The organism is Actinoplanes sp. NPDC049599, assembly GCF_044465625.1.
In the GTDB taxonomy this organism is placed as follows: domain Bacteria; phylum Actinomycetota; class Actinomycetes; order Mycobacteriales; family Micromonosporaceae; genus Actinoplanes.
In genome coordinates, this window is record NZ_JBITLX010000021.1 from 47,236 (window position 1) to 70,457 (window position 23,222).

General features: G+C 70.6%; 20 protein-coding genes and 1 tRNA gene. 14 read left to right on the forward strand and 7 right to left on the reverse strand.

Annotated features, from left to right (window positions below; genetic code table 11):
* Positions 1-90: 90 nt before the first annotated feature.
* The 3 genes from ACIBQZ_RS30210 (at position 91) to ACIBQZ_RS30220 (ending at position 5,330) form a co-directional block, all read left to right on the forward strand.
* Positions 91-1,617: an acyl-CoA carboxylase subunit beta gene (locus ACIBQZ_RS30210; RefSeq protein WP_396092204.1), complete on the forward strand. Its 1,527-nt coding sequence runs from the start codon at positions 91-93 to the stop codon at positions 1,615-1,617.
* A 12-nt stretch (positions 1,618-1,629) separates the two neighbouring features.
* Positions 1,630-2,772, forward strand: coding sequence for an acyl-CoA dehydrogenase family protein (locus ACIBQZ_RS30215; RefSeq protein WP_396092205.1), 1,143 nt, complete (start codon positions 1,630-1,632; stop codon positions 2,770-2,772).
* A gap of 113 nt (positions 2,773-2,885) precedes the next feature.
* Entirely contained in the window at positions 2,886-5,330 is a 2,445-nt protein-coding gene (locus ACIBQZ_RS30220; RefSeq protein ID WP_396092206.1) for an ATP-binding protein, read from the forward strand.
* Positions 5,331-5,543: 213 nt separating this feature from the next.
* Here ACIBQZ_RS30220 and ACIBQZ_RS30225 read toward each other — a convergent pair whose 3' ends face one another.
* Positions 5,544-6,050 carry a MarR family winged helix-turn-helix transcriptional regulator gene (locus tag ACIBQZ_RS30225; protein WP_396092207.1) on the reverse strand — a complete coding sequence of 169 codons (507 nt, stop codon included), beginning with the start codon at positions 6,048-6,050 and terminating at the stop codon, positions 5,544-5,546.
* Between the two features lie 92 nt (positions 6,051-6,142).
* Between ACIBQZ_RS30225 and ACIBQZ_RS30230 the strand changes: the two genes are divergently transcribed.
* Together ACIBQZ_RS30230 and ACIBQZ_RS30235 are read left to right on the forward strand one after the other, a co-directional pair.
* A complete protein-coding gene (locus ACIBQZ_RS30230; RefSeq protein WP_396092208.1) occupies positions 6,143-6,721 on the forward strand; it encodes a YceI family protein in 579 nt (192 codons plus the stop codon).
* Positions 6,722-6,932: 211 nt separating this feature from the next.
* A complete protein-coding gene (locus tag ACIBQZ_RS30235) occupies positions 6,933-8,411 on the forward strand; it encodes a glutamate--cysteine ligase (protein ID WP_396092209.1) in 1,479 nt (492 codons plus the stop codon).
* Here the strand turns inward: ACIBQZ_RS30235 and ACIBQZ_RS30240 are convergent.
* Positions 8,408-10,471 (reverse strand): Hansenula MRAKII killer toxin-resistant protein 1, encoded by a 2,064-nt coding sequence (locus ACIBQZ_RS30240; protein WP_396092210.1) that lies wholly within the window; start codon positions 10,469-10,471, stop codon positions 8,408-8,410. The two genes, ACIBQZ_RS30235 and ACIBQZ_RS30240, sit on opposite strands and share 4 nt — an antisense overlap.
* Positions 10,472-10,579: 108 nt before the next feature.
* Between ACIBQZ_RS30240 and ACIBQZ_RS30245 the strand changes: the two genes are divergently transcribed.
* Positions 10,580-11,461, forward strand: coding sequence for a PASTA domain-containing protein (locus ACIBQZ_RS30245; protein WP_396092211.1), 882 nt, complete (start codon positions 10,580-10,582; stop codon positions 11,459-11,461).
* Positions 11,462-11,546: 85 nt separating this feature from the next.
* Here the strand turns inward: ACIBQZ_RS30245 and ACIBQZ_RS30250 are convergent, their stop codons facing one another.
* Positions 11,547-11,780 carry a hypothetical protein gene (locus ACIBQZ_RS30250; protein WP_396092212.1) on the reverse strand — a complete coding sequence of 78 codons (234 nt, stop codon included), beginning with the start codon at positions 11,778-11,780 and terminating at the stop codon, positions 11,547-11,549.
* A gap of 541 nt (positions 11,781-12,321) precedes the next feature.
* Between ACIBQZ_RS30250 and ACIBQZ_RS30255 the strand changes: the two genes are divergently transcribed.
* The 3 genes from ACIBQZ_RS30255 (at position 12,322) to ACIBQZ_RS30265 (ending at position 14,059) form a co-directional block, all read left to right on the forward strand.
* Positions 12,322-13,203 (forward strand): helix-turn-helix domain-containing protein, encoded by an 882-nt coding sequence (locus ACIBQZ_RS30255; RefSeq protein ID WP_396092309.1) that lies wholly within the window; start codon positions 12,322-12,324, stop codon positions 13,201-13,203.
* Positions 13,167-13,391: a DUF397 domain-containing protein gene (locus ACIBQZ_RS30260; protein ID WP_396092213.1), complete on the forward strand. Its 225-nt coding sequence runs from the start codon at positions 13,167-13,169 to the stop codon at positions 13,389-13,391. Before ACIBQZ_RS30255 ends, ACIBQZ_RS30260 begins: the two co-directional genes overlap by 37 nt.
* 215 nt (positions 13,392-13,606) lie before the next feature.
* Entirely contained in the window at positions 13,607-14,059 is a 453-nt protein-coding gene (locus tag ACIBQZ_RS30265; protein WP_396092214.1) for a hypothetical protein, read from the forward strand.
* Between the two features lie 31 nt (positions 14,060-14,090).
* On the opposite strand, the gene ACIBQZ_RS30270 is transcribed toward ACIBQZ_RS30265, so the two are convergent.
* From ACIBQZ_RS30270 to ACIBQZ_RS30285, 4 genes are all read right to left on the reverse strand, one after another.
* A complete protein-coding gene (locus tag ACIBQZ_RS30270) occupies positions 14,091-14,771 on the reverse strand; it encodes a hypothetical protein (RefSeq protein ID WP_396092215.1) in 681 nt (226 codons plus the stop codon).
* A 285-nt stretch (positions 14,772-15,056) separates the two neighbouring features.
* Positions 15,057-15,863, reverse strand: a complete 807-nt coding sequence (locus ACIBQZ_RS30275) for a WecB/TagA/CpsF family glycosyltransferase (RefSeq protein ID WP_396092216.1) — start codon at positions 15,861-15,863, stop codon at positions 15,057-15,059.
* Entirely contained in the window at positions 15,860-16,933 is a 1,074-nt protein-coding gene (locus ACIBQZ_RS30280; protein ID WP_396092217.1) for an NAD-dependent epimerase/dehydratase family protein, read from the reverse strand. The genes ACIBQZ_RS30275 and ACIBQZ_RS30280 overlap by 4 nt, the downstream gene beginning before the upstream one ends.
* A 308-nt stretch (positions 16,934-17,241) precedes the next feature.
* Positions 17,242-17,324 (reverse strand) — tRNA-Leu (locus ACIBQZ_RS30285).
* Between the two features lie 168 nt (positions 17,325-17,492).
* Between ACIBQZ_RS30285 and ACIBQZ_RS30290 the strand changes: the two genes are divergently transcribed.
* The 5 genes from ACIBQZ_RS30290 (at position 17,493) to ACIBQZ_RS30310 (ending at position 23,221) form a co-directional block, all read left to right on the forward strand.
* Positions 17,493-18,278: an FhaA domain-containing protein gene (locus ACIBQZ_RS30290; protein ID WP_396092218.1), complete on the forward strand. Its 786-nt coding sequence runs from the start codon at positions 17,493-17,495 to the stop codon at positions 18,276-18,278.
* A 5-nt stretch (positions 18,279-18,283) separates the two neighbouring features.
* Complete coding sequence (locus tag ACIBQZ_RS30295) at positions 18,284-18,766, forward strand: FHA domain-containing protein (protein ID WP_396092219.1); 483 nt, start codon at positions 18,284-18,286, stop codon at positions 18,764-18,766.
* The gene (locus ACIBQZ_RS30300; protein WP_396092220.1) at positions 18,763-20,187 is read left to right on the forward strand and encodes a protein phosphatase 2C domain-containing protein; all 1,425 of its coding nucleotides are present in this window, start codon (positions 18,763-18,765) and stop codon (positions 20,185-20,187) included. Before ACIBQZ_RS30295 ends, ACIBQZ_RS30300 begins: the two co-directional genes overlap by 4 nt.
* 80 nt (positions 20,188-20,267) lie before the next feature.
* Positions 20,268-21,722 (forward strand): FtsW/RodA/SpoVE family cell cycle protein, encoded by a 1,455-nt coding sequence (locus tag ACIBQZ_RS30305; protein WP_396092221.1) that lies wholly within the window; start codon positions 20,268-20,270, stop codon positions 21,720-21,722.
* The gene (locus tag ACIBQZ_RS30310) at positions 21,719-23,221 is read left to right on the forward strand and encodes a peptidoglycan D,D-transpeptidase FtsI family protein (RefSeq protein WP_396092222.1); all 1,503 of its coding nucleotides are present in this window, start codon (positions 21,719-21,721) and stop codon (positions 23,219-23,221) included. The genes ACIBQZ_RS30305 and ACIBQZ_RS30310 overlap by 4 nt, the downstream gene beginning before the upstream one ends.
* Position 23,222 lies beyond the last annotated feature (1 nt).

Genomic DNA, 23,222 nt, shown 5'->3' on the forward strand with positions numbered 1-23,222 from the left:
GCCAGCGAGGGCTCCCGTTCGGCGTCTCTGGTCTCCGCCTGACGAATGGGCTACCCTAACGATCGTTCAGGGACGAGCGAAGGGGACCAGGTGGCATTCGACGCAGAGGCGCTCGCGCAGGCGCGCAAGCGGGCACTGGCCGGCGGTGCGGAGCGCTATCACGCTGCCAACGCCGCGAAGGGCAAGCTCTTCGCCCGCGAGCGGATCGCGCTGCTGGTCGACGACGGCTCGTTCGTCGAGGACGGGCTCTATGCCAACAGCCTGGCCGAAGGACTGCCCGCGGACGGCGTGATCACCGGAAACGCCCGGATCGACGGGCGCGAGGTGTGCGTGATGGCGAACGACTCGACCGTCAAGGCCGGCTCCTGGGGCGCGCGTACGGTCGAGAAGATCATCAGGATCATCGAGCGGGCGTACGCGACCGGCGTACCGATGGTCTACCTGGTGGATTCCGCGGGTGCGCGGATCACCGACCAGGTCGACCTGTTCCCCGGCCCGCGCGGGGCCGGCAAGATCTTCCACACCCAGGTCCGCGCCTCCGGCTCGATCCCGCAGGTCTGCGCGCTGTTCGGGCCGTCCGCCGCGGGCGGCGCCTACATTCCCGCCTTCTGCGACGTGGTCGCGATGGTCGAGGGCAACGCCAGCATGTACCTGGGCTCCGACCGGATGGTCGAGATGGTCACCGGGGAGAAGACGACGCTCGAGGCGATGGGCGGCGCGCGGGTGCACTGCGCCGAGTCCGGCGTCGGGCACTTCCTCTGCAAGACCGAGCAGGACGCGCTCGACGTGGTCCGCTCGTACCTGTCCTATCTGCCGGCCAACTGGACCCAGCAGCCGCCGGTGGCCGAGCCGCAGGAGCCCGCCGCGGTTGACCTCGCCGCGCTGGTCCCGGTCAGCGAGCGCCAGGCCTTCGACATGCGGCGGTACGTCAAGGGCATCGTCGACAAGGGTTCGTTCTTCGAGATCCACGCGCTCTGGGCCCGGGAGCTCACGGTCGGCTTCGCCCGGCTCGACGGCCAGGCCGTCGGGGTGGTCGGCAACAACTCGATGTTCAAGGGCGGCGTGCTGTTCGTCGACTCGGCCGACAAGGCGAGCCGCTTCGTGCAGCTCTGCGACGCCTTCAACGTGCCGCTGATCTTCCTCTCCGACGTGCCCGGGTTCATGGTCGGCAGCGTGGTGGAGAAGCAGGGCATCATCCGGCACGGCGCCAAGATGATCAGCGCGATCTCCGAGGCCACGGTGCCCAAGATCTGCGTGGTCGTCCGCAAGGCGTACGGCGCCGGGCTGTACGCGATGGCCGGCCCCGGCTTCGACCCCGAGGCGACCATCGCCCTGCCCACCGCCAAGATCGCGGTGATGGGCGCGGAGGCAGCCGTGAACGCCGTCTACGCCAACAAGATCGCCGCGCTGCCGGCGGACGAGCGCCCGGCCTTCGTGGCCGAGCGCCGGGCCGAGTACGAGCGCGACATCGACATCCTCCGGCTGGCCGGCGAGCTGGTCATCGACACCATCGTGGAGCCCGCCGACCTGCGCGGCGAGCTCATCCGCCGGTTCGCCGCCGCACGCGGCAAGGACCGTGCGTTCTCCCGGCGCCGGCACGGCGTCACTCCGGTCTAGAAAGGAACCGTCATGGTCGACTTCCGGCTCAGTGAGGAGCAGGAGGCGCTCGTCGCCAGCGTGCGGGAGTTCGCCCGCGAGCAGGTCGCGCCGGTGATCGCCGAGCACTACGAGAAGAAGACCTTCCCGTACGACGTGGTGCGGCAGATGGGCAAGATGGGCCTGTTCGGCCTGCCCTTCGCCGAGGAGCACGGCGGCATGGGCGGTGACTACTTCGCGCTCTGCCTGGCCCTGGAGGAACTGGCCCGGGTGGACAGCAGCGTGGCCATCACCCTGGAGGCGGGTGTCTCGCTGGGTGCCATGCCGATCTACCGCTTCGGTACGGACGCCCAGAAGGCCGCGTGGCTGCCCCGGCTGACCAGCGGCGAGGCGCTCGCGGCGTTCGGTCTCACCGAGCCGGGTACGGGTTCCGACGCCGCCGCCACCACCACCCGCGCGGTGCTCGACGAGCAGACCAACGAGTGGGTGATCAACGGCTCCAAGGCGTTCATCACCAACTCGGGCACCGACATCACCTGTCTGGTCACCGTGATGGCGGTGACCGGCCCCAAGGAGCTCTCGACGATCATCGTGCCGTCGGGCACCCCGGGCTTCACCGTCGCGCCCGGCTACTCGAAGGTCGGCTGGTGCGCCTCCGATACCCACGAGCTGGCCTTCGACGACGTCCGGGTGCCGGCGGCGAACCTGCTCGGCGAGCGGGGCCGCGGCTTCGCGCAGTTCCTGCGCATCCTCGACGAGGGCCGGATCGCCATCGCCGCGCTCGCGGTCGGCCTGGCCCAGGGCTGCGTGGACGAGTCGGTCAAGTACGCCAAGGAACGCCAGGCGTTCGGCCGGCCGATCGGCAACTACCAGGCCGTCCAGTTCATGATCGCGGACATGGAGATGCGCGCGCACACGGCGCGGCTCGCCTACTACGAGGCGGCCTCCCGGATGCTCGCTGGCGAGGACTTCAAGCACCAGGCGGCGCTGGCCAAGCTCTACGCGAGCGAGGCCGCGATGGACAACGCCCGGTACGCGACCCAGGTGCACGGCGGCTACGGCTTCATGAACGAGTCCGCGGTGGGCCGCTTCTACCGGGACGCGAAGATCCTGGAGATCGGCGAGGGTACGTCCGAAGTGCAGCGAATGATCATCGCGCGCGGCCTCGGTTTGTAGATCTTGGACGCGCGGGCGGTTTCTGCGGCAAATCCGACGGCGCCAGCGTCGGTTACTCGACAAAAAGCCTGCTGAACTCGGCATTCATCGACATGGGTGCCTAGGTTCGAGGAATGACGTCCGATCACGGGGCGGACCAGGGTGGTCCGGGATTCGACGCCGTGCTGCGCACCTACCGGCTGCGGGCCAAGCTGACCCAGGACGAGCTGGCGGCCCGGGCCGGCATCGGGGTGCGCACGGTGCGCGACCTCGAGCGGGGTCGCGCGTCCCGGCCGCAACGCACCACGGTGGAGCTGCTCGCCGCCGCGCTGGGCCTGGCGGGCGCGGACCGGCTGGCGTTTCTCGCCGCCGCCCGGGGTCAGCAGGCCGGCGCCGCGGCGCCGCCGCGCTACGTCCGCCTGCCACCGGCCGGTGATCTGATCGGCCGCGACGGTGACGTCGCCGAGCTGGTCGCCCGGCTCTCCCCGGCCCGGGAGGAAGGCCCGCGCGGGATCACGCTGGTCGGCCTGGCCGGGGTCGGCAAGACCAGCCTCGCGCTCACCGTGGCCCACCGGGTCGCGCCCGCCTATGCCGGCGGCGTCGCCGGGATCGTCGTCACCGACGGGTCCACCGCCGGCGAGGTGCTCGGTGGCGTCGCGGCCGTCTTCGGGGTGGGCCGGCCCGACGACCTCGCGCCCCGGTTCGCCGGCCGCTCCGCGCTGCTGCTCGTCGACGCGGTCGAGCGCGCGTCGGAGGCCGTCGCCGAGGCGCTGAGCCGGTTGCTGCGCCAGCACCCGACCCTGCGCTTCCTGGCCACCGGCCGGCACCCGGTCGGCCTGCCCACCGAACGGGTCTGGCCGGTCGCACCGCTGGTCGCCCCGCCGGAGCACGCCGGCCCCGGGCTGGCCGACGTGGCCGGCTATCCGGCGGTCGCGCTCTTCCTCGACCGGCTGGCCCGGGTCCGCGGCGGCCCGGTCGAGCCCGACGAGGTGGCCCCGCTGTCCGCACTGGTCCGGCGGCTCGGCGGGCTGCCGATCGCGCTGGAGCTGGCGGCCGCCCGCGGCCGGGTGCTCACCGTCGCGGAGATCCTCGACCGGTACGGCGACCGGGTGCTCGACCTGTCCGGGCGTCCCGCCCCCGGCGCTGTCGTCTCGGTGCGCGAGGCGGTCGCCGCCAGCTACCGCCTGCTGGCGCCCGACGAGCAACGCGCCCTGCACCGGCTCGCCACCTTCCGCAACCGCTGGTCGCTCGACCTGGCCGAGGCGGTGCTCGAGGACGGGTCCGCCACCGACGCGGTGCACCTGCTCGACCGGCTGCTGGAGCTGGGCCTGCTCAGCGCCCGCGGCGCCCGCGCCTTCCGGTTCCGCCTGCTGGACGTGGTCGGCGACTTCGCGCTCGAACGGGCCGCCGCCGACGGTGACCTGCCCGCCGCCCGGCACCGGCACGCGCAGGTGCTGGCCGACCTGGCCCAGGGCATCGCCCCGGACCTCAAGGGCGGCCGCCTGGCCGAGGCCGCCGCCCGGCTCGACGACGTCGCGGGCGACCTGGGCGCCGCGCTGACCTTCGCCGCCCGCGAGGATCCGCACGTCGCCCTGCGCCTCGCCGCGGCCCTGCCGAGGTGGTGGCGGTTCCGGGGTCGCGACGTCACCGGTCGGCAGTGGCTGCGCCGGCTGCTGGCCGACCCGCGTACCGCCGACGCCGACCCGCTGGTCCGGGCCTGGGCCAAGGTCGGGCTGGCCCAGCTCGCCCTGGAGCACGGCTCGGGCGGCGAGGAGATCGGCTCGGCCGAGGCGGCGCTGGCCGAGTTCGCCGCGCTGGGCGACGTGCCGGGCCAGCTCACCGCGCACACCCAGCTGGCCGCGCTGTGGATGACGGCCGGCGGCTACGAGCGGGCCCGCGGGCACGGTGCCGCGGCGCTGGAGCTGGCCCGCGGCAGCGCCCGCATCCGCGACATGGCGGTCGCCGAGAACAACCTCACCTGGCACGAGATCCGCGAGGGCGACCTGAACGCGGCACGGAACCGGCTGGCCGAGGTGGACCGGCTGGCCAGCCGCTGCGGTGAGCACCGGCTGCGCGCGGTGGCGGTGGCGAACCTTGCCGAGGTGGAGCGGCTCGACGGCCGGTTCGACGAGGCCGCCCGGCTGGGCCGGGACGCGATCGCCGAGCTGGAGGATGTCGGTGACCCCGGCCATCGGCGCCGGGTGCTCGCCACGGTCGGGCTGGCGCTGGCCGAGAGCGGGCGGGTGACCGAGGCGGCGGCGGTGCTGGCCGAGCTGCGCGCGCCGGATCCGCAGGTGCCCCCCGACGGGCCGGCGGCGGTCGTCGAGGCGACGATCGCGCTGTGCCAGGGCGAGGAGAAGCGGGCGGCGGAGCTGTTCACGGCCGCGGTGGAGGCGTACGCGGGTGGCCACGATCCGCGGGACACCGTGGAGGCCCTGGTCGGCGTGGTGCGGAGCACTCCCGACGCGGAGCGCCGGCAGGCGGCGCTGGACCAGCTCGCCGAGCTATGCCGTACGGGTGGGATCACCTTGCTGCGACGGGAGCGGGAGCTGCTCGGGGCGTGGACGACCGGCGCTTGATGTGCCCCCCACACGCCGGCCGTCACAACGCCCCGGTAACGCGGCGAGACGAAGGCACGCCCCCGTAGCCCCGCCTCGGCCTCGGCCACGCCGCGTCCCCCTGCGGAGATCACTTTAGCCGGGGCTCTCGGGCGATTTGTGGAGATAGGCGGGTTTCGACCATGGTGCGTGGAGCTTCTGCCGGTACTTCTGCCGGTTACCGTTCCGTTCGGCTCAGCTCGCCTGCGCGGCCGGGAGGTCGTCCGCCGTGCTGCCGGCGGTTGCGCACGGGTTGACCGCGTCGCGGACGGTCCGCAGCGCCTCCAGCATCTGCGCGAGCTGGTCGGGGCGGAGCTGGTCGATGAACCACCGTTGCACCAACTCCAGATGCCCGGGCAGGATCTCGTCGAGCCGGGCCAGGCCCGCCTCGGTGATCACCGCGTAGGAGCTGCGGCGGTCGCTCGGGCAGGCCTCCCGGCGGATCAGGCCGCCCCGGTCCATCCGGTCGACGACCCGGGTCACCCCGCTGGTGGACAGCGAGGTCTGGCCGGCGAGGTCGGTCATCCGCAGCCGGTTCTGCGGTGAGCGGGCGAGCCGCATCAGCACCTCGAACTCGACCGGCGAGACCCGGTGCTGCTCCAGCTGTGCGGCGAATCGGCTGTGCAGCCCCGTGTACGCCTCGGAGAGCAGGCCGATGGCGGTGAAGCGGGGGTCATCGAAGTCGGTAGCCACGGGAGCCATGTTAGCGCGTTCTCTTGACAAGGGGAATATTGCTTGGCATATAGTTGCTCCGTCAGACAACAACCTGGCTCTGCCATCGAGAGGAACCTGTCATGACCGACTCCGTTGCCAGCACCCGCGAGTTCGAGGGTCTCCAGATCCCGGCCGCCGGCACCTACAAGCTGGACGCCGCTCACAAGCGGGTCGGCTTCGTGGTGCGCCACCTGATGGTCAGCAAGGTCCGCGGCGACTTCGCCGAGGCCGACGCGACCATCACCATCGCCGAGGACCCGCTGCAGTCGTCCGTCGTCGCCTCGATCACCACGGCCAGCGTGCAGACCGGCACCGCGGACCGCGACAACCACCTGCGCACCGGCGACTTCTTCGAGGCGGAGAAGTACCCGCAGATGACCTTCCGCAGCACCGGCATCAAGTCGCACTCCGGCGCCGAGTTCGTCCTCGACGGTGAGCTCACCATCAAGGACGTCACCAAGCCGGTTGAGCTGGTCGTCGAGTTCGAGGGCGCGACCACCAGCCCGTACGGGCAGGCCGTCTTCGGTTTCAGTGCGACCACCGAGATCGACCGCGAGGACTGGGGCCTGACCTACAACATGGCGCTCGAGTCCGGCGGCGTCATGATCGGCAAGAAGGTCAAGATCGAGATCGAGGGCGAGGCCATCCGCCAGGCCTGATCCCTCCGGCTACCGCAGCAGAGCGTCGTCCCGAACGGGCGGCGCTCTGCGGCTTTTCCGCCCCGAGTAGCGGCCGGGCCCGGCGAGTGCGAGGGTAGACGGTGCGCTGCCGCCTGCTTACGCAGAGCTGATCTGGGTCCGTTTCGTCCCTGGCCTTGGTTATCGGGTCCGCATAACGTGAGAGCTTCACGCGGAAGCGCCGGGAGGAACGATGGGTAAGGACCTCTACGGGGTCGTCTTCACGCAAGAGGACCGGGCCCGCTATCGGCAGAAGGTCCGGCGCTGCCTCGACGTCCTGGCGCTGATGCTGGACGACTTCGCGTTCGACACCGAACGCCCGATGACCGGGCTCGAGATCGAGCTCAACCTGATGGACGGCGACGGCGAGCCGGCCATGCGCAACGCCGAGATCCTGGCCAACCTCGCCGACCCCTGTTTCCAGACCGAGCTGGGCCAGTTCAACCTCGAGCTGAACGCGCGACCCCGACTGATCAGCGGGGCCGGCTTCGCCGAATACGAGCAGGACATCATCGAGAGCCTGGGCCGCGCCGAGGACCGGGCGAAGAAGTCGGACAGCACCATCGTGCTGATCGGCAGCCTGCCCACCCTGCGGCCGAGCCACCTGGTGCTGGCGAACCTGTCCGCCAACGACCGGTACCGCGCCCTCAACGACCAGCTCGCCGGCGCCCGCGGCGAACAGTTCAGTCTGGACATCCGCGGCGTCGAACGGCTCCAGACGGCGAACGACTCGATCGCGCCCGAGGCCGCGTGCACCAGCGTGCAGTTCCACCTCCAGGTGACACCGGAACAGTTCCCCGCCTACTGGAACGCGGCGCAGGCGGTGGCCGGGGTCCAGGTGGCGTTGGGGGCGAACTCGCCGTACCTGCATGGCCGGCAGCTCTGGGCGGAGACCCGGATCGCGCTGTTCGAGCAGGCCACCGACACCCGGCCGGACGAGCTCAAAGCCCAGGGGGTACGCCCCAGGGTGTGGTTCGGCGAGCGCTGGATCGCCTCGGTGTTCGACCTGTTCGAGGAGAACGTGCGGTACTTCCCGCCGCTGCTGCCGGTCTTGGACGAGGAGGACCCGATCGCGGTCGTGGCAGCCGGCGGGATTCCCCACCTCGGCGAGCTGCGCCTGCACAACGGCACGGTCTACCGCTGGAACCGCCCGGTCTACGACGTGATGGACGGCCGCCCCCACCTGCGGGTGGAGAACAGGGTGCTGCCGTCCGGCCCGACGGTGGTCGACATGCTGGCGAACGCCGCGTTCTACTTCGGCCTGACCCGGCAACTGGCTGAGGAGGGCCGGCCGATCTGGTCCCGGCTCAGCTTCGGCGCAGCCGAGGACAACTTCCACGAGGCCGCCCGGCGCGGCATCGAAGCCACGATGCACTGGCCCGGCCACGGCGAGATCGCGGTGACCGAGCTGGTCCGGGACACGTTGCTGGCCAAGGCCCACGCGGGGCTGGACTCGTTCGGCGTGGAACCGGCATACCGGGACCGGCTGCTGGGCGTCATCGAGGAGCGCTGCCGGACCGGCCGCAACGGAGCGACCTGGCAGACCCAAGCGGTGTGGGCCGCCGAGCACCGTCGCGGGCTGAACAGGCAGGAGGCGCTGCGCGACATGGTGCTTCGATACAACTCGCTGCAACAGACGAACGAGCCGGTGCACACCTGGCCGGTGGACTAGCGGGTCTCGCCGCGCCGCTTCGGGTCCTGCACCGGGAGCTCGGCGGTGTCGTCCTCGGCGGAGCTGGTCGACCGGGCCGGGGGCTTTGTCGCCTTCGCGGGGGTCTTCCGCGCGGCGGGCGTTTTATCGGAACCCACGGCATCTGTCGGGCCGGGCGTCGAATTGCCGGCCGGCCGGGCGGGGGACTTCCGTGGCGCCGGCGGCTTTTCACCCGATCGAGCGTCGTTGATCTTCGCGATCGGGGGAGAGTCGGGCGGCGGCGCGACGGTCGAGCGAGTGTCGGACCGGCCGGGCGCGGAAGAAGAAGCCGGTCGCGCACCGCCGTCAACCGAGGACACACCGGACTCCGAGCCCGGTGACGCGGCGGTCCGGGCCGGGGACGCGGCGGTCCGGGCCGGGGACGCGCCGGTCCGGCCGGTTGCTGCACCGGACTTGGGCCCGGCCGCCTGTGCGCCGGGGCGGGCTGCTGCGCCGGACCCGGTCGAGGCTGCGCCAGCTCCGGCGGTCTGTGCGCCGGAACTGGCCGAGGGCGCGTCTGGGCCTGTCGACTGGGGCCGCGCGGAGGGCGACCTTCCGGGCACGGTGTCGGAGCCGGTGGGTGCCGGCGAGATCGCAGCGGACTGTGCCTTGGCGCTTCCCTTGGCGGTCGCCGGAGCGTCGTCCTGATCCCCGCCCTTGCGGCGGAAACGGTCCATGAAGGACTTCCGGGGGCGGGGCTCGGCGGCGGGAGAGTCCGAGTCGGCGCGGGTGTCGGCCTTCGGTTCGTCGGCCGGTGCCAACCGCGGCGACGGGACCACCGCGGTTGCCTTCCCGGCATTTCCCCTGCTCACGGACCCGGTGGCCCGGCCGCTCGCCGTCTTGGCCCGCTCATCGGCGGTCGCTCCGGCAGATCGCCCGCCGGCCCCACGCGCGGCCCGGCCGCTTGCCGCCCCGGTTTGCCGATCGCCGTCGCGTTCATCGCTCGCCGATCCGGCGCGCTTGCCGCTCACCGCTCCGGCGGATCGCCGGTCGGCCTGGCCGCTCACCGCTGCGGTGTTTGTCGCTCCTGCGCGGCCGGTGCCTGTCGCGTCGGGCTCGTCGCCGGGAGTGCCGGCTCGCTCGCCGTCGTCCGGTCCGGCGAGTTCCCTGGCGGGGCGTCGTGCCGTCCGTCCGTTCTCGGCTTCCGCACTCACCGCGCCGGCCTCCGAGCGCCCACCGGCCGACCGGCGGGCCGACCGGCGCTGCCCGAGGGCGACCACCAACGCCGAGCCCGCCAGCCCGGCCAGCACCGCGTACGGCGCGATCAGATAGGCCGACTGCAAGGGTCCCGGGTTGCCGGTCAGCTGCGGCGCCAGCACGAAGAACGCCGCCGCCACCAGCAGCGGCCCCACCGCACCCGAGGCTGCCGCGCCCACGCCCAGGTCGCCGCGGCGGCTTGCGGGCAGGACGCCGATGACGCCCACCGCGAACGCCGCCAGCAGGGTCAGCAGCGCGCTCGGCCAGACGATGATGCCGTACTGCGCCTCGGCGGTGTCCGGGGAGAAGAACTGCCAGCTGGACAGGTACGTCGCGGAGGGGCGGTGCCAGAAGATCGTGGTCACCACCGCCGCCACGGCCAGTGACCAGAGCCAGGCCGCGGTCGCGATCAGGTTTGCCGCCGCCGGTCTGGAGACCACCGCCCAGTAGGCGATCAGCAGGCCCACCAGCACGCCGATCACCGCATACCCGCCGGCGATCGTCTGGGGCGCGAACGTCTCCGTGCGTACCGCTGCTCGGGCCGGGAGCGCGATCAGCGCGACCGTCAGCAGGGCGCCGACCGCCGCGGACACCGCGAGCGCGAAGCGCCAGGGTCCGCCCACCGCGCGGCCGAGCCGGCCCGCGATGACCGCGCCGAACACCGTGGAGCTCGCCGCGATCCAGGTCGCCCAGCCCAGGCTGCCCAGCCAGACGCTGTCGTCGGCCGGCACGGCCGGCCATTCCACCACGCCCAGGCCGTAGCCGAGGCCGAGTTGGGCGGCGCCCGTCCCCGCGGCTACTCCGGCCGCGGCTGCCACCTGCGCTGTCCAGCCCTTCTCGGCCATGCCGGGCACTGTAGCCGTAGGTGACGATGCCTGCGAATCGATGAGTTGATGCACCAAGATTGGTTAGGTTGGCGGCAGAGGGACGCCCGAGCGGAGAGGACCCCGGCGATGTCCGACGACGACCAGCGCCGCCGCCTTGACGAGACAGGTGAGTTCTTCCCGTTCGCCGACGAGCAGGAGAATCCCCCGATCGGCGGTCCCCGAAAGGAGGACCGGACCGAGCAGCTGCCCCGCGCGGACGCGGATGCGGACAGCACCGAGCTGCTCCCGGCCGCGGACGACGACGCGACCCAGCTGACCCCGCGGGGCGACGCGACCTCCGTGCTTCCCGCCGCGCCGTCCGACGGTACGCACACAGAGCGTTACCCCCGCAGCACCGACAACTGGGCCGACGACACGGAGTCGGTGTGGTCCGCCCGCGCCGGGGTGCGGCCGCGCTACGGGGACGACTTCGCCGGCACCGACTGGTCGGCGGTGCCGGTCGAGGAGCCGCCCGGCAAGTGGTGGACGCCGATCGCGGTCGGCATCGTCGGGTTGCTGCTGCTGGGCCTGCTGGGCTGGGGCGTCTACCTGATCGTGCAGGCCGGCGGGGAGGACACGAGCACGCCGGGGGTGACCGCCTCGCCCGCGGCACCCGCCACCACCGCGACGACCGAGCCGACCACCGCCCCGCCGTCCACGCCGCCGGCAACAACGCCGCCGGCCACCACGCCGACCGCGGTGCCGAACGACATCGTGGTGCCGGCGCTGAAGGGTCTGTCCTCGGAAGAGGCGCGCGCGGCGCTGGACCGGAAGGGCCTGAACTACCGGCTGCGCTATGTGACCAGCGATTCTCCGCCCGGCACGGTGATCGACAGCGACCCGGCCGAGGGCCAGCAGGTGCCGGCGGACACGGTCATCGCGCTGATCATCGCGGCGGCGCCGACGGAGCCGGCACCGCCCACGCAGCCGACGACAACCACGCCGACCGGACAGCAGGAAGAGGACTGACCTCACCCACGGCTGTCACCCCGGGCGAGGTCGCTGCCGGGTCCACCGGTGGTGAACCCGGGCGAGGCCGCTGACGGGGTCCGGGTCAGCGGTTGGCGCGCAGCGACCGGGCCTGGACGGCGCCCGTGGTGAGACCTGGCTGCCGGCCGTTGCGGGTCCGCGGGTCGGGCGCCTTGCCGATCTGCCGAAGGCCGTTGACCTGCACGAAGATGGAGCGGCGCTCGACGGCGTCACCGGACGCGTTGAGCTCGTAGCCGTCCAGCCAGATCCAACCCTCGTAGGTCGGCCAGTCGTGCACCCGGATGACGCGGAAAAGCATCGGCGCCGCGAATTGGACGCTGGCCGCCTTCGTCACATGTATGACATCGCCGGACCGAGGAAGCACGTCATCTCCTGTCCTGAACCCAGTAGGGGCAAATATCACTTTGCCGCACAGTGAACGCCGATGGTCCAGTGTGCCCGGCTCGTGCATCTTTGCACCATAACGATTGTGCCATTCATCGTCGGTGGTGCGGTTGCGCCGTTGCCGGCCCGCCGGTGCTCCCTGGACTCGGTCAAGTCCTTCGAGGACAGTCGGTCGGGGTCGGTCCCCCAGTGAACGACGTGGCTTTTCAGTGCATTGCTGACTGGTCGGCGCGGTATCTCAGAGCCCGCCAAGAACACTAAGTGACGCGCGCCATACGGAAAGATTGCACCACGAGGCTAGTCGATGCAAGTTGCAGGTCAGCCGAAAGTGACTAAACGATCACTGTGGACGCTTGAAGGATCAAGAGATCAACAGAGAGACTGAAGCCGACAACGCCGTACGGCGGACCCCTGTGCCGTCCGGTCGCATGATGCCACGCAGCCCGGAGGTGAGCGTGAATCCGCGCCGCAGCCCCACCATCCGCCGCCGCCGACTCGGTGCTGAGCTCCGCAGATACCGCGACGCAGCCGGCGTGACCATCGACGTGGTGGCCGAGCGTCTCGGCTGTTCACCGTCCAAGGTGTCCAGAATCGAGACCGGCCACACGAGCGCCACGCCCCGCGACGTAAAGGACATGCTGGACGTTTACGGCATCAATGGCATCGAATCAGAAGAACTCGTGCAGATATCCCGCGAAGCTCGGCAAAAAGGATGGTGGCACCCATTCAGCCCGGTCCTCACCGGCGCGTACGTCGGGCTGGAAGCGGCTGCCCGGTCCATCCGGGCCTACGAGCAGCAGGTAATTCCGGGTCTGCTTCAGACCGATAAGTACGCAATAGCGATGATCAGGGCCGCTCGACTGGGTGACACCGACCGAGAAATAGAGCAACGGGTACGCGTCCGAATGGCTCGCCAAGCGTTATTGATTCAGGACGATCCGATCGATCTTCAGGTGGTGCTCGATGAAGCGGTGGTAAGTCGCCCGGTCGGCGGCGACGCGGTCATGCGAGATCAATTGCTCCGATTGATCGAGGCGACCCGGCTGCCGAACGTGACCCTGCAGATCCTGCCGTTCGCGGCGGGTGCCCACGCCGGCATGGACGGCACATTCGCGATCCTCGACTTCCCTGATGCTGAAGATCCCAATGTGGTGTTCGCCGAGAACGCGACCGGCGGGCTCTTTCTGGAGAAGAGCGATGAACTCCGCAAGTACAACTCGATCTTCGACACCATCCGATCGTCGGCCCTCTCACCCGAGGAGTCCAGAGACATGATCGTTATGCTGGCAGAGGAGCCATTGTGGAAGTTGAGACCAAAGGTTTCCGGATCGACCTGAACCGCGCCCAGTGGTTCAAGAGCACGCGCAGCGGTCCGAACTGCGACAACTGCGTCGAGGTGGCCTTCGTTGACGAGGCCATCGCGGTCCGGGATTCCAAGAACCCCAGCGGGCCCGCGCTGATCTTCACGAGTGCCGAGTGGGACGCCTTCGTCGGAGGCGCCAAGGACGGCGAGTTCGACCGGTAGCGCCTGACACCCTGAGACCGCCCCCGCCGCAAACGTGGGGGCGGTCGTCGCATTTGGCCACCTTTGCGCCGTCGCCCATTCGGGGGCCGCCTCGTTGAACGCTCTAAGCGCGGACCGGACCGCGCGCCCCGAACACCGTCGGCCCGTACGGCTGACCGTCCCCCTCGCGTGACGGTGCGGGCAGGCCATCCTTACGAGCGAGGCAAGGCGAGCAGATGACGATTGGTTCCGACAACCTCAGCAACGGATCCGCGACCGCGCAGGACCGCTTCAGTGGGGGCGTGAGCGCGTACCGGCAGACCCGGCGGGATGCGGCCCTGGCCGCGGAGCACGGCGACGGTGAGCTGGTCTCGCGGGGCAGCGGCGGATCGAGTCTGTCCGGCCTGCCGACCCGCACGCCGATCGAGCCGACCAGCGCGCTGGACCGGGCGGCCAAGCTGCCCTCGCTGGATCTCCAGGGGCTGACCGAGCCGGTGTTCCCGACCAGCGGCGCCTGGGTCGACGCGGGCAGCTCCCAGTCGATGGCGGATCACCCACTGCTGCGCGGGTTGCTGCTGGAGCTGCCGGTCCGCGGCACGATGCCGGACTCGGGGTGGCTGGACCGCTGGTTCGAGGCCGCGCGGTCCATCCTGGAACTGCTCTATGTGCAGGAAGCCAAGCGCAAGTAGCGGGACCTGCCGCCGGGCGGGGGTGAAGCAGTCAGGCGGCTCGGTGGCCGGTGGTGGCGTAGGGCTGCTCTGCCGGGTCGCTCTCGAGCGGCAGTGCGGTGTAGGACTCCGCCGAGCTCGGGCGGGACGGCACGGCCCGGAGCCGGACCTTGCCGATCGGCGCGAAGACCGTGACGTTCAGCCGGCTGTGCCGGATCGCGTGCCGGATGCCGAGGGCCAGCACCGCCACCCCGACGACGGTCAGCACGATCCCCGCGACCTGGGTGCCCGGCACGTCGATCACGCCGGCCGCGATCGGCAGCCCGGCCAGCGCGGCCAGTCCGGTGATCTGCAGCGGCGTCGCGACCAGCGGGTGCGCGGCGGCGGCCCGCAGCGCCGGCGGCGCCGGTGTCAGCGGCGCGGTGGCGAACGCGCCCGCGCCGCGCCGGACCTGGGCGAGGCGACGCGCGGTCACCAGCACCACGACCAACGCGGGTACGGCGGGCAGCACAGCGGCCGCGGGAGCCGCCGAGGTGCCGGGCAGGATGCCGGTGACCAGCGGCACGGCGATGAACACCGCGACCCCGCCACCGACCAGCATGGACAGTGTGCGGGCGCGCCGGCGCAACTCACGAGCCGTGCGAGCGCCCGGCAGGGCGTCCGCGAGCAGCCCGGCGGTGAGCCAGACGCCGGCGAGTGCGCCGATCAGGACGAGATCCGTTGCGGTGTTCACATTCACAGACTTCACCTGTGCCGCAACGAGCAAAACCGGGATATGCCCGGACCGGGAACCCGTAGGGGTTGACCGGTTACCTTGCGTGGTCGCGTTCTTACGCAGCGACCTCATCCCATTGGGCGAAGGGGACATTGCCCCCTGTTGCGGCCGTGACCTGTGTCCTAGTGTCGGGTGCCAGACGGCACCGATGCATCGGTGCGTCGCACGGACCCGACCTGGGGAGGTCGGCCGGGGTTTCCGGTGGTGACGCCGCGAGACCCCGGCACCGTCCCGGCGGCGGGGTCAGACCGCGAAGGTGGTCACCGGCTCGGTCGCCGGTGCCGGCGGCGTCGCCTTCCACAGCCCGGCCTTCTGCACGGCCAGCCGGGACACGTACGCCGGGTTCAGCAGGATGTACCGCTTCCAGAGCCGCTTGGGCTCCAACCCGAGACGCCACAGCCACTCGAGGCTGTACTTCTGCATCCACGCGGGCGGGTTCTTCAGCAGGCCGGCGTGGTAGTCGAAGGCGGCACCGACCGCGAGCAGCGGCATGTCGAGCAGCGGGCGCATCGCGTAGGTGAAGATCTCCTGGCGGGGGCAGCCGAGCCCGACCAGCACGACCCGCGCGCCGGACGCCTTGATCCGGTCGGCGATCTCCACGTCCTCGCCGGGCCGGGCGCTGCGGAACTTCGACGCCTCGACGCCGGCGATCTTCAGCGCCGGGAACAACCGCTCCAGCGCCGGCACCAGCTTTTCCAGGGTCGGCTCGGTGGAGCCGTACAGGTAGACCGGCAGACCCTCGGCCGCGGCCTGGCGCACGACGCGCAGGGTGAGCTCGGGGCCGTAGACGCGGTCGGTCAGGCCCGCGTGGTGCAGCAGGTTGAGCGCGCCGCGGACCGGCTGGCCGTCGGGGGTGACCAGGTCGAAGGAGTTGAGCCGGGCGTTGTGCGCCGGGTCCTGCACGCCGGTCATCACGCCGTGCACGGCCAGGGCGGTCACCGCGAAGTGCCGGCGCTCGCGGGCGGCCTCGATGATCTGGGCCGTCGCCGTCTCGTAGTCGGTGGCGTCGACGAGCACGCCGAGGACGTTCTGCTTACCCCCGGTGGTCACGACTGCGGCACCCACTTGTCGACGTTGGCCTCGTAGATCTCCTGGAGGATCATCGGGACGTCGTAGACCTGCTTCCACTGCGGGTAGTCGGCCTGGAACGCCGCCATCGAGCCGATCCACCACTGGTGGTCGCCGATCCGGTTGTCGTCGACGTACTCGGTGACCATCTCGGTGCCGCTGATCTTCTCGGCCATCGCGAAGGCCTCGAGGTTGGAACAGTTCGAGTGCCGGCCGCCGCCGAGGTTGTAGACGGCCGCCGAGCGCGGGGCACGGAAGAAGGCCTCGAACGCGCTGAGCACGTCGTGGCTGTGGATGGCGTCGCGGACCTGCTTGCCCTTGTAGCCGAAGATCCGGTAGAGCCGCCGCTCCATGTTCGCCCGCATCACGTACCCGAGGAAGCCGTGCAGTTCGGTGGCCGAGTGGGCCGGGCCGGTGAGCGTGCCGCCCCGGAAGATCGCCGTCTTCATCCCGAAGTAGCGGCCGTACTCCTGGGCCATCACGTCGGCGGCGACCTTCGACGCGCCGAACACCGAGTGCAGGCAGTGGTCGATCGACATGTCCTCGGTGATGCCGTCCGCGTACGGGTGCGCCGGGTCGATCTCCCAGCGGGTCTCCTGCTCGATCAGCGGGAGCCGGTTGGGGGTGTCGCCGTACACCTTGTTGGTGGAGCAGTGGATGAACGGCGCCTCGATGCAGTGCTCGCGGGTGTTCTGCAGCAGGTTGAGGGTGCCGCCGGCGTTCACGTCGAAGTCGGTGAACGGGTCGCGTACGGCCCAGTCGTGCGACGGCTGCGCCGCGGTGTGGATGACCACCGCGATGTCCTTGCCGTACTTCTTGAAGATCTTGCCCAGCGAGTCCCGATCCCGGATGTCGACCCCGTGGTGCGAGTACGCCGACCCGAGGTCCGCGGTGAGCTGCTGCACGTTCCAGGCCGTCGACGCCTCGGCGCCGAAGAACTCCTGCCGCATGTCGTTGTCGATCCCGACGACCTCCAGGCCGAGCCCGGCGAAGTGCCGAACCGCCTCGGAGCCGATGAGACCACCTGATCCGGTTACCAGGGCGACGGCCACGAGCAAACTCTCCAGTGGGTCTCGGGGGCAAAACCAGTCGAGAGCATAACGCGACCACCCTCACGCTCCGCTGTCACCCGAGGAGTAAGGCACAAACCCGGGAGAGCCACGGAGGAGGAACAACAGAGGACGCAATTGCGTACCGATGCGGTAACGCTCTGCGCAACCAAAGCGCAGCCAAAAGCGCAACCGAAGCGGCCGCCGCGCCCACCGCAACGCGGGGCTTCCGGGGGCTCGGCCCCGGAGCAGACATGACGAGACGCCCCCGGCCCGCGCTGTCCGCGGGCAGAGGGCGCCTAGGCGTCTCGTGGGGATGGGGGGAGTTGAACCCCCACGTCCTTTCGGACACACGGACCTGAACCGTGCGCGTCTGCCATTCCGCCACATCCCCGTGGCATTCAGTTAGCCGGAACAGACTACGCTGTCCCTCGTTGCACCACGAGCAGATACTGCCCTTGACGCCAGGGAAGACTAGCACGGCGTCAGGGGACGCAATACGAGGGTCAGGAGCGACCGGCGGCTCTTCGCAGAGATGCGGAAGCGGCGGCCGGATACCATCATGTCCTCGGAACCCGAGGAGGAGCCGGTGAGCGTGCTGCAGCGCTTTGAGAAGCGGTTGGAAGGCCTGGTCGAGGGTGCCTTCGCGAAGGTGTTCAAGGGTGTCGTGCACCCGGTGGAGATTCTTAATGCCATGCAGCGGGAGGCCGAGGCGCACAAGGCTATCCTCGCTGGTGGTCGCACCTTGGTGCCGAACCGCTACGTGATCGATCTCTCGCCGTACGACCACAGCAGGCTGGCGCCGTACGCCGCTGCACTGGCCCAGGAACTGGCCCAGTCGCAGGCGGAGTTCATCGGCGAGCAGGCCTGGACGGTTTACGGCGACGTCATAGTCGAGATCGAGCGCGGTGACGGGCTCGATACCGGCATGTTCCGGGTCACGGCGGAGGTGTACACCGGCGGCGAGGTCGCCCCGGTGCAACAGCCCGCCTATGACGCGGCGCCGGCGTATTCGCCGTACGAGCAGCAGCAGGGTGGCTACCCGCCGCACGGAGGGCACAACGGGCGCAACGTCGGCCTGGTCTCCGGCGACGGTCGCACATACCCGCTGCAGATGGGTTCCACGGTGATCGGCCGTGGGGACCAGGCGAACCTGAGGCTGCCGGATGTCGGCATCTCGCGTCGCCACGCCCGGCTGGACTACGACGGCAGTCAGGTCGTGCTGACCGACCTGGGCTCGACGAACGGCACGATGGTCAACGGCCAGCGCGTGTCGGCCGTGGCGCTCAACCCGGGCGACATGATCCAGTTGGGGACGACCACCCTGACGTTCCGAGTGGACGGCTAGGCACCTTGCCAGAATTTGTCCTCACCGTCGCCCGCTTCGGCTTCCTGATACTGCTGTGGATCTTCGTGTTCACGGTGGTGGGAGTCATCCGGAAGGACCTCTTTGCCGGGGTCCGGTCCAAGAGTCTCGTCGCCGCGCCGCGAGGTGTGGGCGGCGTGGTGCCGCAGGGCCGCCCGGCGAAGGCGAAGCGGGGCAAGGCTGCCCGGCAGCTGGTGGTGACGGCCGGCCAGCTGGCCGGCACCCGAATCACTCTCGGTGAGGCTCAGATCACTATTGGACGGGCGGAGGACTCGACGCTGGTCATCACGGACGACTTCGCGTCGGCTCGGCACGCCCGGCTCGTGCCGCGGGACGGTCAGTGGTTCGTCGAGGACCTCGGCTCGACGAACGGCACCTATCTCGATCGCGGTAAGGTCTCCGGACCTACTCCCGTCCCCCTTGGCGTGCCGATCCGGATCGGCCGCACTTCACTCGAGTTACGGCCATGACCCTGACCCTGCGCTACGCCGCCCAGAGCGACCGCGGTCTGATCCGAGACGGAAATCAAGACTCCGTCTACGCCGGACCGCGGCTCCTTGCCGTCGCCGACGGCATGGGCGGCATGGCCGCCGGTGACGTCGCCAGCAACATCGTCATCGCGGCCATGGCTCCGCTCGACGAGGACGTCCCCGGCGATGCGCTGGTGGACGCCCTCCGGCATGCCGTGGGCACGGCCAACCAGACCCTGCGCGACACCGTCGACGCCAATCCGCATCTGGAGGGGATGGGCACCACGCTGACCGCGGTGCTCTTCTCCGGCAGCAAGATCGGCATGGTGCACATCGGCGACTCGCGCGCCTACATGCTCCGCCAGGGTGAGTTCGCCCAGATCACCAAGGACGACACCTACGTACAGATGCTGGTCGACGAGGGCCGGATCAGTCCGGAGGAGGCGAGCAGCCACCCGCAGCGCTCGCTGCTCACCCGCGCGCTCGACGGCCGGGACATCGACCCGGAGTATTCGGTCCGCCAGGTCCTCAAGGGCGACCGCTACCTCATCTGCAGCGACGGCCTCTCCGGCGTCGTCAGCGCCGAGACCATCGGCGAGAGCATGCGGGACATCCACGACCCGCAGGCGTGCGTCGAGCGGCTCGTGCAGCTCGCGCTGCGCGGCGGCGGGCCGGACAACATCACCGTGGTGGTGGCCGACGCGACCGACGCGGACATCGTCGAGCAGGCCCCGATCGTCGGCGGCGCGGCCGCCCGGGACCGGGGCAACTCCACTGTCGCGGATGCTTCCAGCGCGGCTGCTCGCGCGGCCGCCCTGCAGGCGCCGCCACGGCCCGCGCAGCCCGGCCCGGCGTACGACCGCGAGGAGCCGGAGCAGCAGCCCAAGCGGCATCCGGTACGGACCAGCCTGTTGCTGCTCCTGCTGCTGAGCGTGCTCGGCGGCGGTCTGTACCTGGGCTGGCAGTACACCCAGGACCAGTACTACGTCGGCGCCACCGAGCAGGGCCAGCTCGCGATCTTCCGCGGGGTGCCCGGCCAGATCGCCGGCCTCGACCTCTCCAGCGTGCACGAGGTCAGCCCGGCTCGCCTGGACGACCTCACGTCGGTCGCGCAGGACCGGGTCAAGCAGGGCATCCATGCCGACAGCCAGCCCGACGCCCAGCGGAGGCTGCAGGAGCTGACCAGCGACGAGCCGTCCAACCCCAACCTGAAGCCGATCTGCGTGGCCGGCAGCGCCGCGCCGTCGGTGTCGGCGCCGGTGTCACCGTCCGGCGCGCCGTCCGCGGCCAAATCGTCGGCCCCGGGACGGCTCACCACCACGTCGGCGTCGGCGCCCACGCCCGCCATCACGCCGGACGCCCCGCCCTCGGAGTCTGCCCCGCCGGTCGTCGACCCGGTCGGGTGCCGGCCCGTCGACTGAGCGTCCGCTCACCGAAGTCTGGGGACTCCTTCTTGACCGCGCCCGCCCTTCCGGCTCCCACACCCGCGACCACGGGTGAGATGCCGCGTGTCCCGGGCACGAAGACCGGGCGCAACGCGGAACTGGGACTGCTCGCGCTGGCGATGATCATCGTGGCGGCGTACGGCGCCACGGTCGAGGCCAACCAGTTCGACCGGATCACGCCGACCTTCTGGGTGCCCGCCGCGCTGCTGAGTGTCCTGTTCGTCGCCCTGCACCTGGTCGTGCGCTTCATCGCGCCGTACGCCGACCCGGTGCTGATCCCGACGGTGGCGCTGATCAACGGCCTCGGCGTCGGCTTCCTGCGCCGGCTGGACCTGGCCAAGTCCATCGCGGACAAGCAGCCCGAACCGGGCATCTTCGCCGGCGTCGGCGGCCGTCAGCTGGCCTGGACGCTGGCCGCCCTGGTGCTGGCGGCGGTGCTGCTGCTGGTCGTCCGCGACCACAAGGCCGTCTCGCGGTACGCGTACACACTCGGCCTGGTCGGCATCGTCCTGGTGATGATCCCGGCGGTGCTGCCGGGCCGGTTCTCCGAGATCAACGGCGCGAAGCTGTGGATCAAGGTGGGCGGGTTCTCCATCCAGCCCGGTGAGTTCGCCAAGCTGGCGCTGGTCTCGTTCTTCGCCTACTACCTGGTCCGCAAGCGCGAGGTGCTGTCGCTGGCCAGCCGCCGCTTCCTCGGCATCGACTTCCCGCGCGGCCGCGACCTCGGCCCGGTCATCACCGTGTGGCTGCTCTCCCTGCTGGTCCTCGTCTTCGAGAAGGACCTCGGCACCGCGCTGCTCTACTTCGGCCTGTTCGTGGTGACGCTCTACGTCGCCACCGAACGGGTCAGCTGGCTGCTCATCGGCCTGGTGATGTTCTTCGGCGGCGTCTACGTGGCCTATCTGCTGGGCGCGTCGGTCGGCGGCCCGTTCGCCAACTTCTACGACCGGGCCACGGTCTGGCTCGACCCGTTCGCGTCGGAGAACTACGACCGGATCGGCGGCAGTTACCAGCTGGTCCAGGGCCTGCTCGGGCTCGGCACCGGCGGCCTGTTCGGCACCGGCCCGGGCGCCGGCTCACCCGGGTTCGTGCCCGAGGTGCGCAACGACTTCATCTTCGCCGGCATGGGCGAGGAGATCGGCCTGTTCGGCCTCTCCGCGCTGCTGGTCTGCTACCTGCTGATCGTCGAGCGCGGCCTGCGCGCGGCGCTCGGCGTCCGGGACTCCTTCGGCAAGCTGGTCGCCGGCGGCCTCGCGTTCACGCTGGGCTTGCAGGTCTTCGTCATCCTTGGTGGCATCACCGGGCTGATCCCGCTGACCGGTCAGACCACGCCGTTCCTGTCCTCCGGCGGTTCGTCGCTCATGGCGAACTGGCTGCTCGTCGCGATGCTGCTGCGGATCTCCGACGCCGCGCGCAGACCCGCGGCGGCAGGTCCGGCGGCACATGCCGGTGCACCGAAGCAACCACCCGCCCAGCTGCACGGCGCCATGACGGAGGTGATCAAGCCGTGAACGCACCCCTGCGCAAGGCCGGCGTGGTCATCCTCGTCCTGTTCGGCCTGCTCTTCGCCAACCTGAACTGGGTGCAGGGCTACAAGGCCGACGCCTACCGCACCAGCGACTACAACGGCCGCGTCACCGTGGCCGAATATGAAGTGCCGCGCGGGATCATCGAGGCGGACGGCCAGGCCCTCGCGCAGAACAAACTGACCGACGACACGCTGAAGTACCTGCGGCAGTATCCGGAGAAGCAGGTCTACGCGCCGATCGTCGGCTACAAGCCGGTCAACATCGCCGAGGTCGGCATCGAGCGCACCGAGAACGAGTTCCTCTCCGGCGCCAGCGACAAGCTCTTCGCCGACCGGGTCAGCGCCATGTTCACCGGCGACCAGGCCGGCGGCGGCAACATCGTGCTGTCGATCAAGCGCAAGGCCCAGGAAACGGCCTGGAAGCAGCTCACCAACAACGAGCGCGGCGCCAAGAAGGGCTCCGCGATCGCCATCGACCCGCGGACCGGCGCGGTGCAGGCGATGGCGTCGTTCCCCAGCTTCGACCCGAACCCGATGGCGAGCCACGACACCAAGGCCGCCGCCGCGGCGTACAACGAGCTGAACAAGGACAAGGACAAGCCGCTGCTCAACCGCGCGGTGGCCGAGACCTACCCGCCCGGCTCCACGTTCAAGGTGATCGTCTCCGCCGCCGCGCTGCAGAACGGCTACGACCAGACCACCGAGATCCCGGCCGGCCGGCTCTACACCGCACCCGGCTCCGGCGCGCCGATCAAGAACTCCGAGGACCAGACCTGCCCCGGCGAGCGGGTCACCCTCAAGGAGGCGCTGACCGACAGCTGCAACACCGGCTACGCCCAGCTCGGCGTCAAGCTGGGCCGCGACAAGATCAAGAAGGCGGCGCAGGACTGGGGCTTCGAGCAGGAGGACCTCACGGTCGGCAACCTCAAGGGCGCGGGCATCCCGGTCGCGGCGAGCCGGATGGGTGACATCGCCAACCCGGACGGCAGCGCCGACCTGGCCGGGCTGGCCCAGTCGTCGATCGGGCAGAAGGACGTCCGGATGACGACCATGCAGGGCGCGCTGATCGCGGCCACGGTCGCCAACGGTGGCAAGCAGATGCGGCCGTACCTGGTCCAGCAGCAGCTCAGCCCCGACCGCCGGCCGATCTACAACGCCAGCCCGCAGACGCTGCGCACGCCGATCAGCGGCCAGGTCGCCAACGACCTGCGCGAGATGATGGTGAGCGTGGTCGAGAACGGCACCGGCCAGCGTGCCCAGATCAACGGTTTTGAGGTCGGCGGCAAGACCGGAACGGCGCAGAACGATCCGAACGCCGACGACCACGGCTGGTTCGTCGGGTTCGCGTACAACGACAAGGGTGAGGCAGTCTCGGCGGTCTGCGTCATGCTGGAGAACGTGCCCGGCGGACATGCCAGTGCCGAGGCGGCCCGGATCGCCGGGCTCATCATGAAGGCCGCGGCGGGCCGGGGAGGGGACTGAC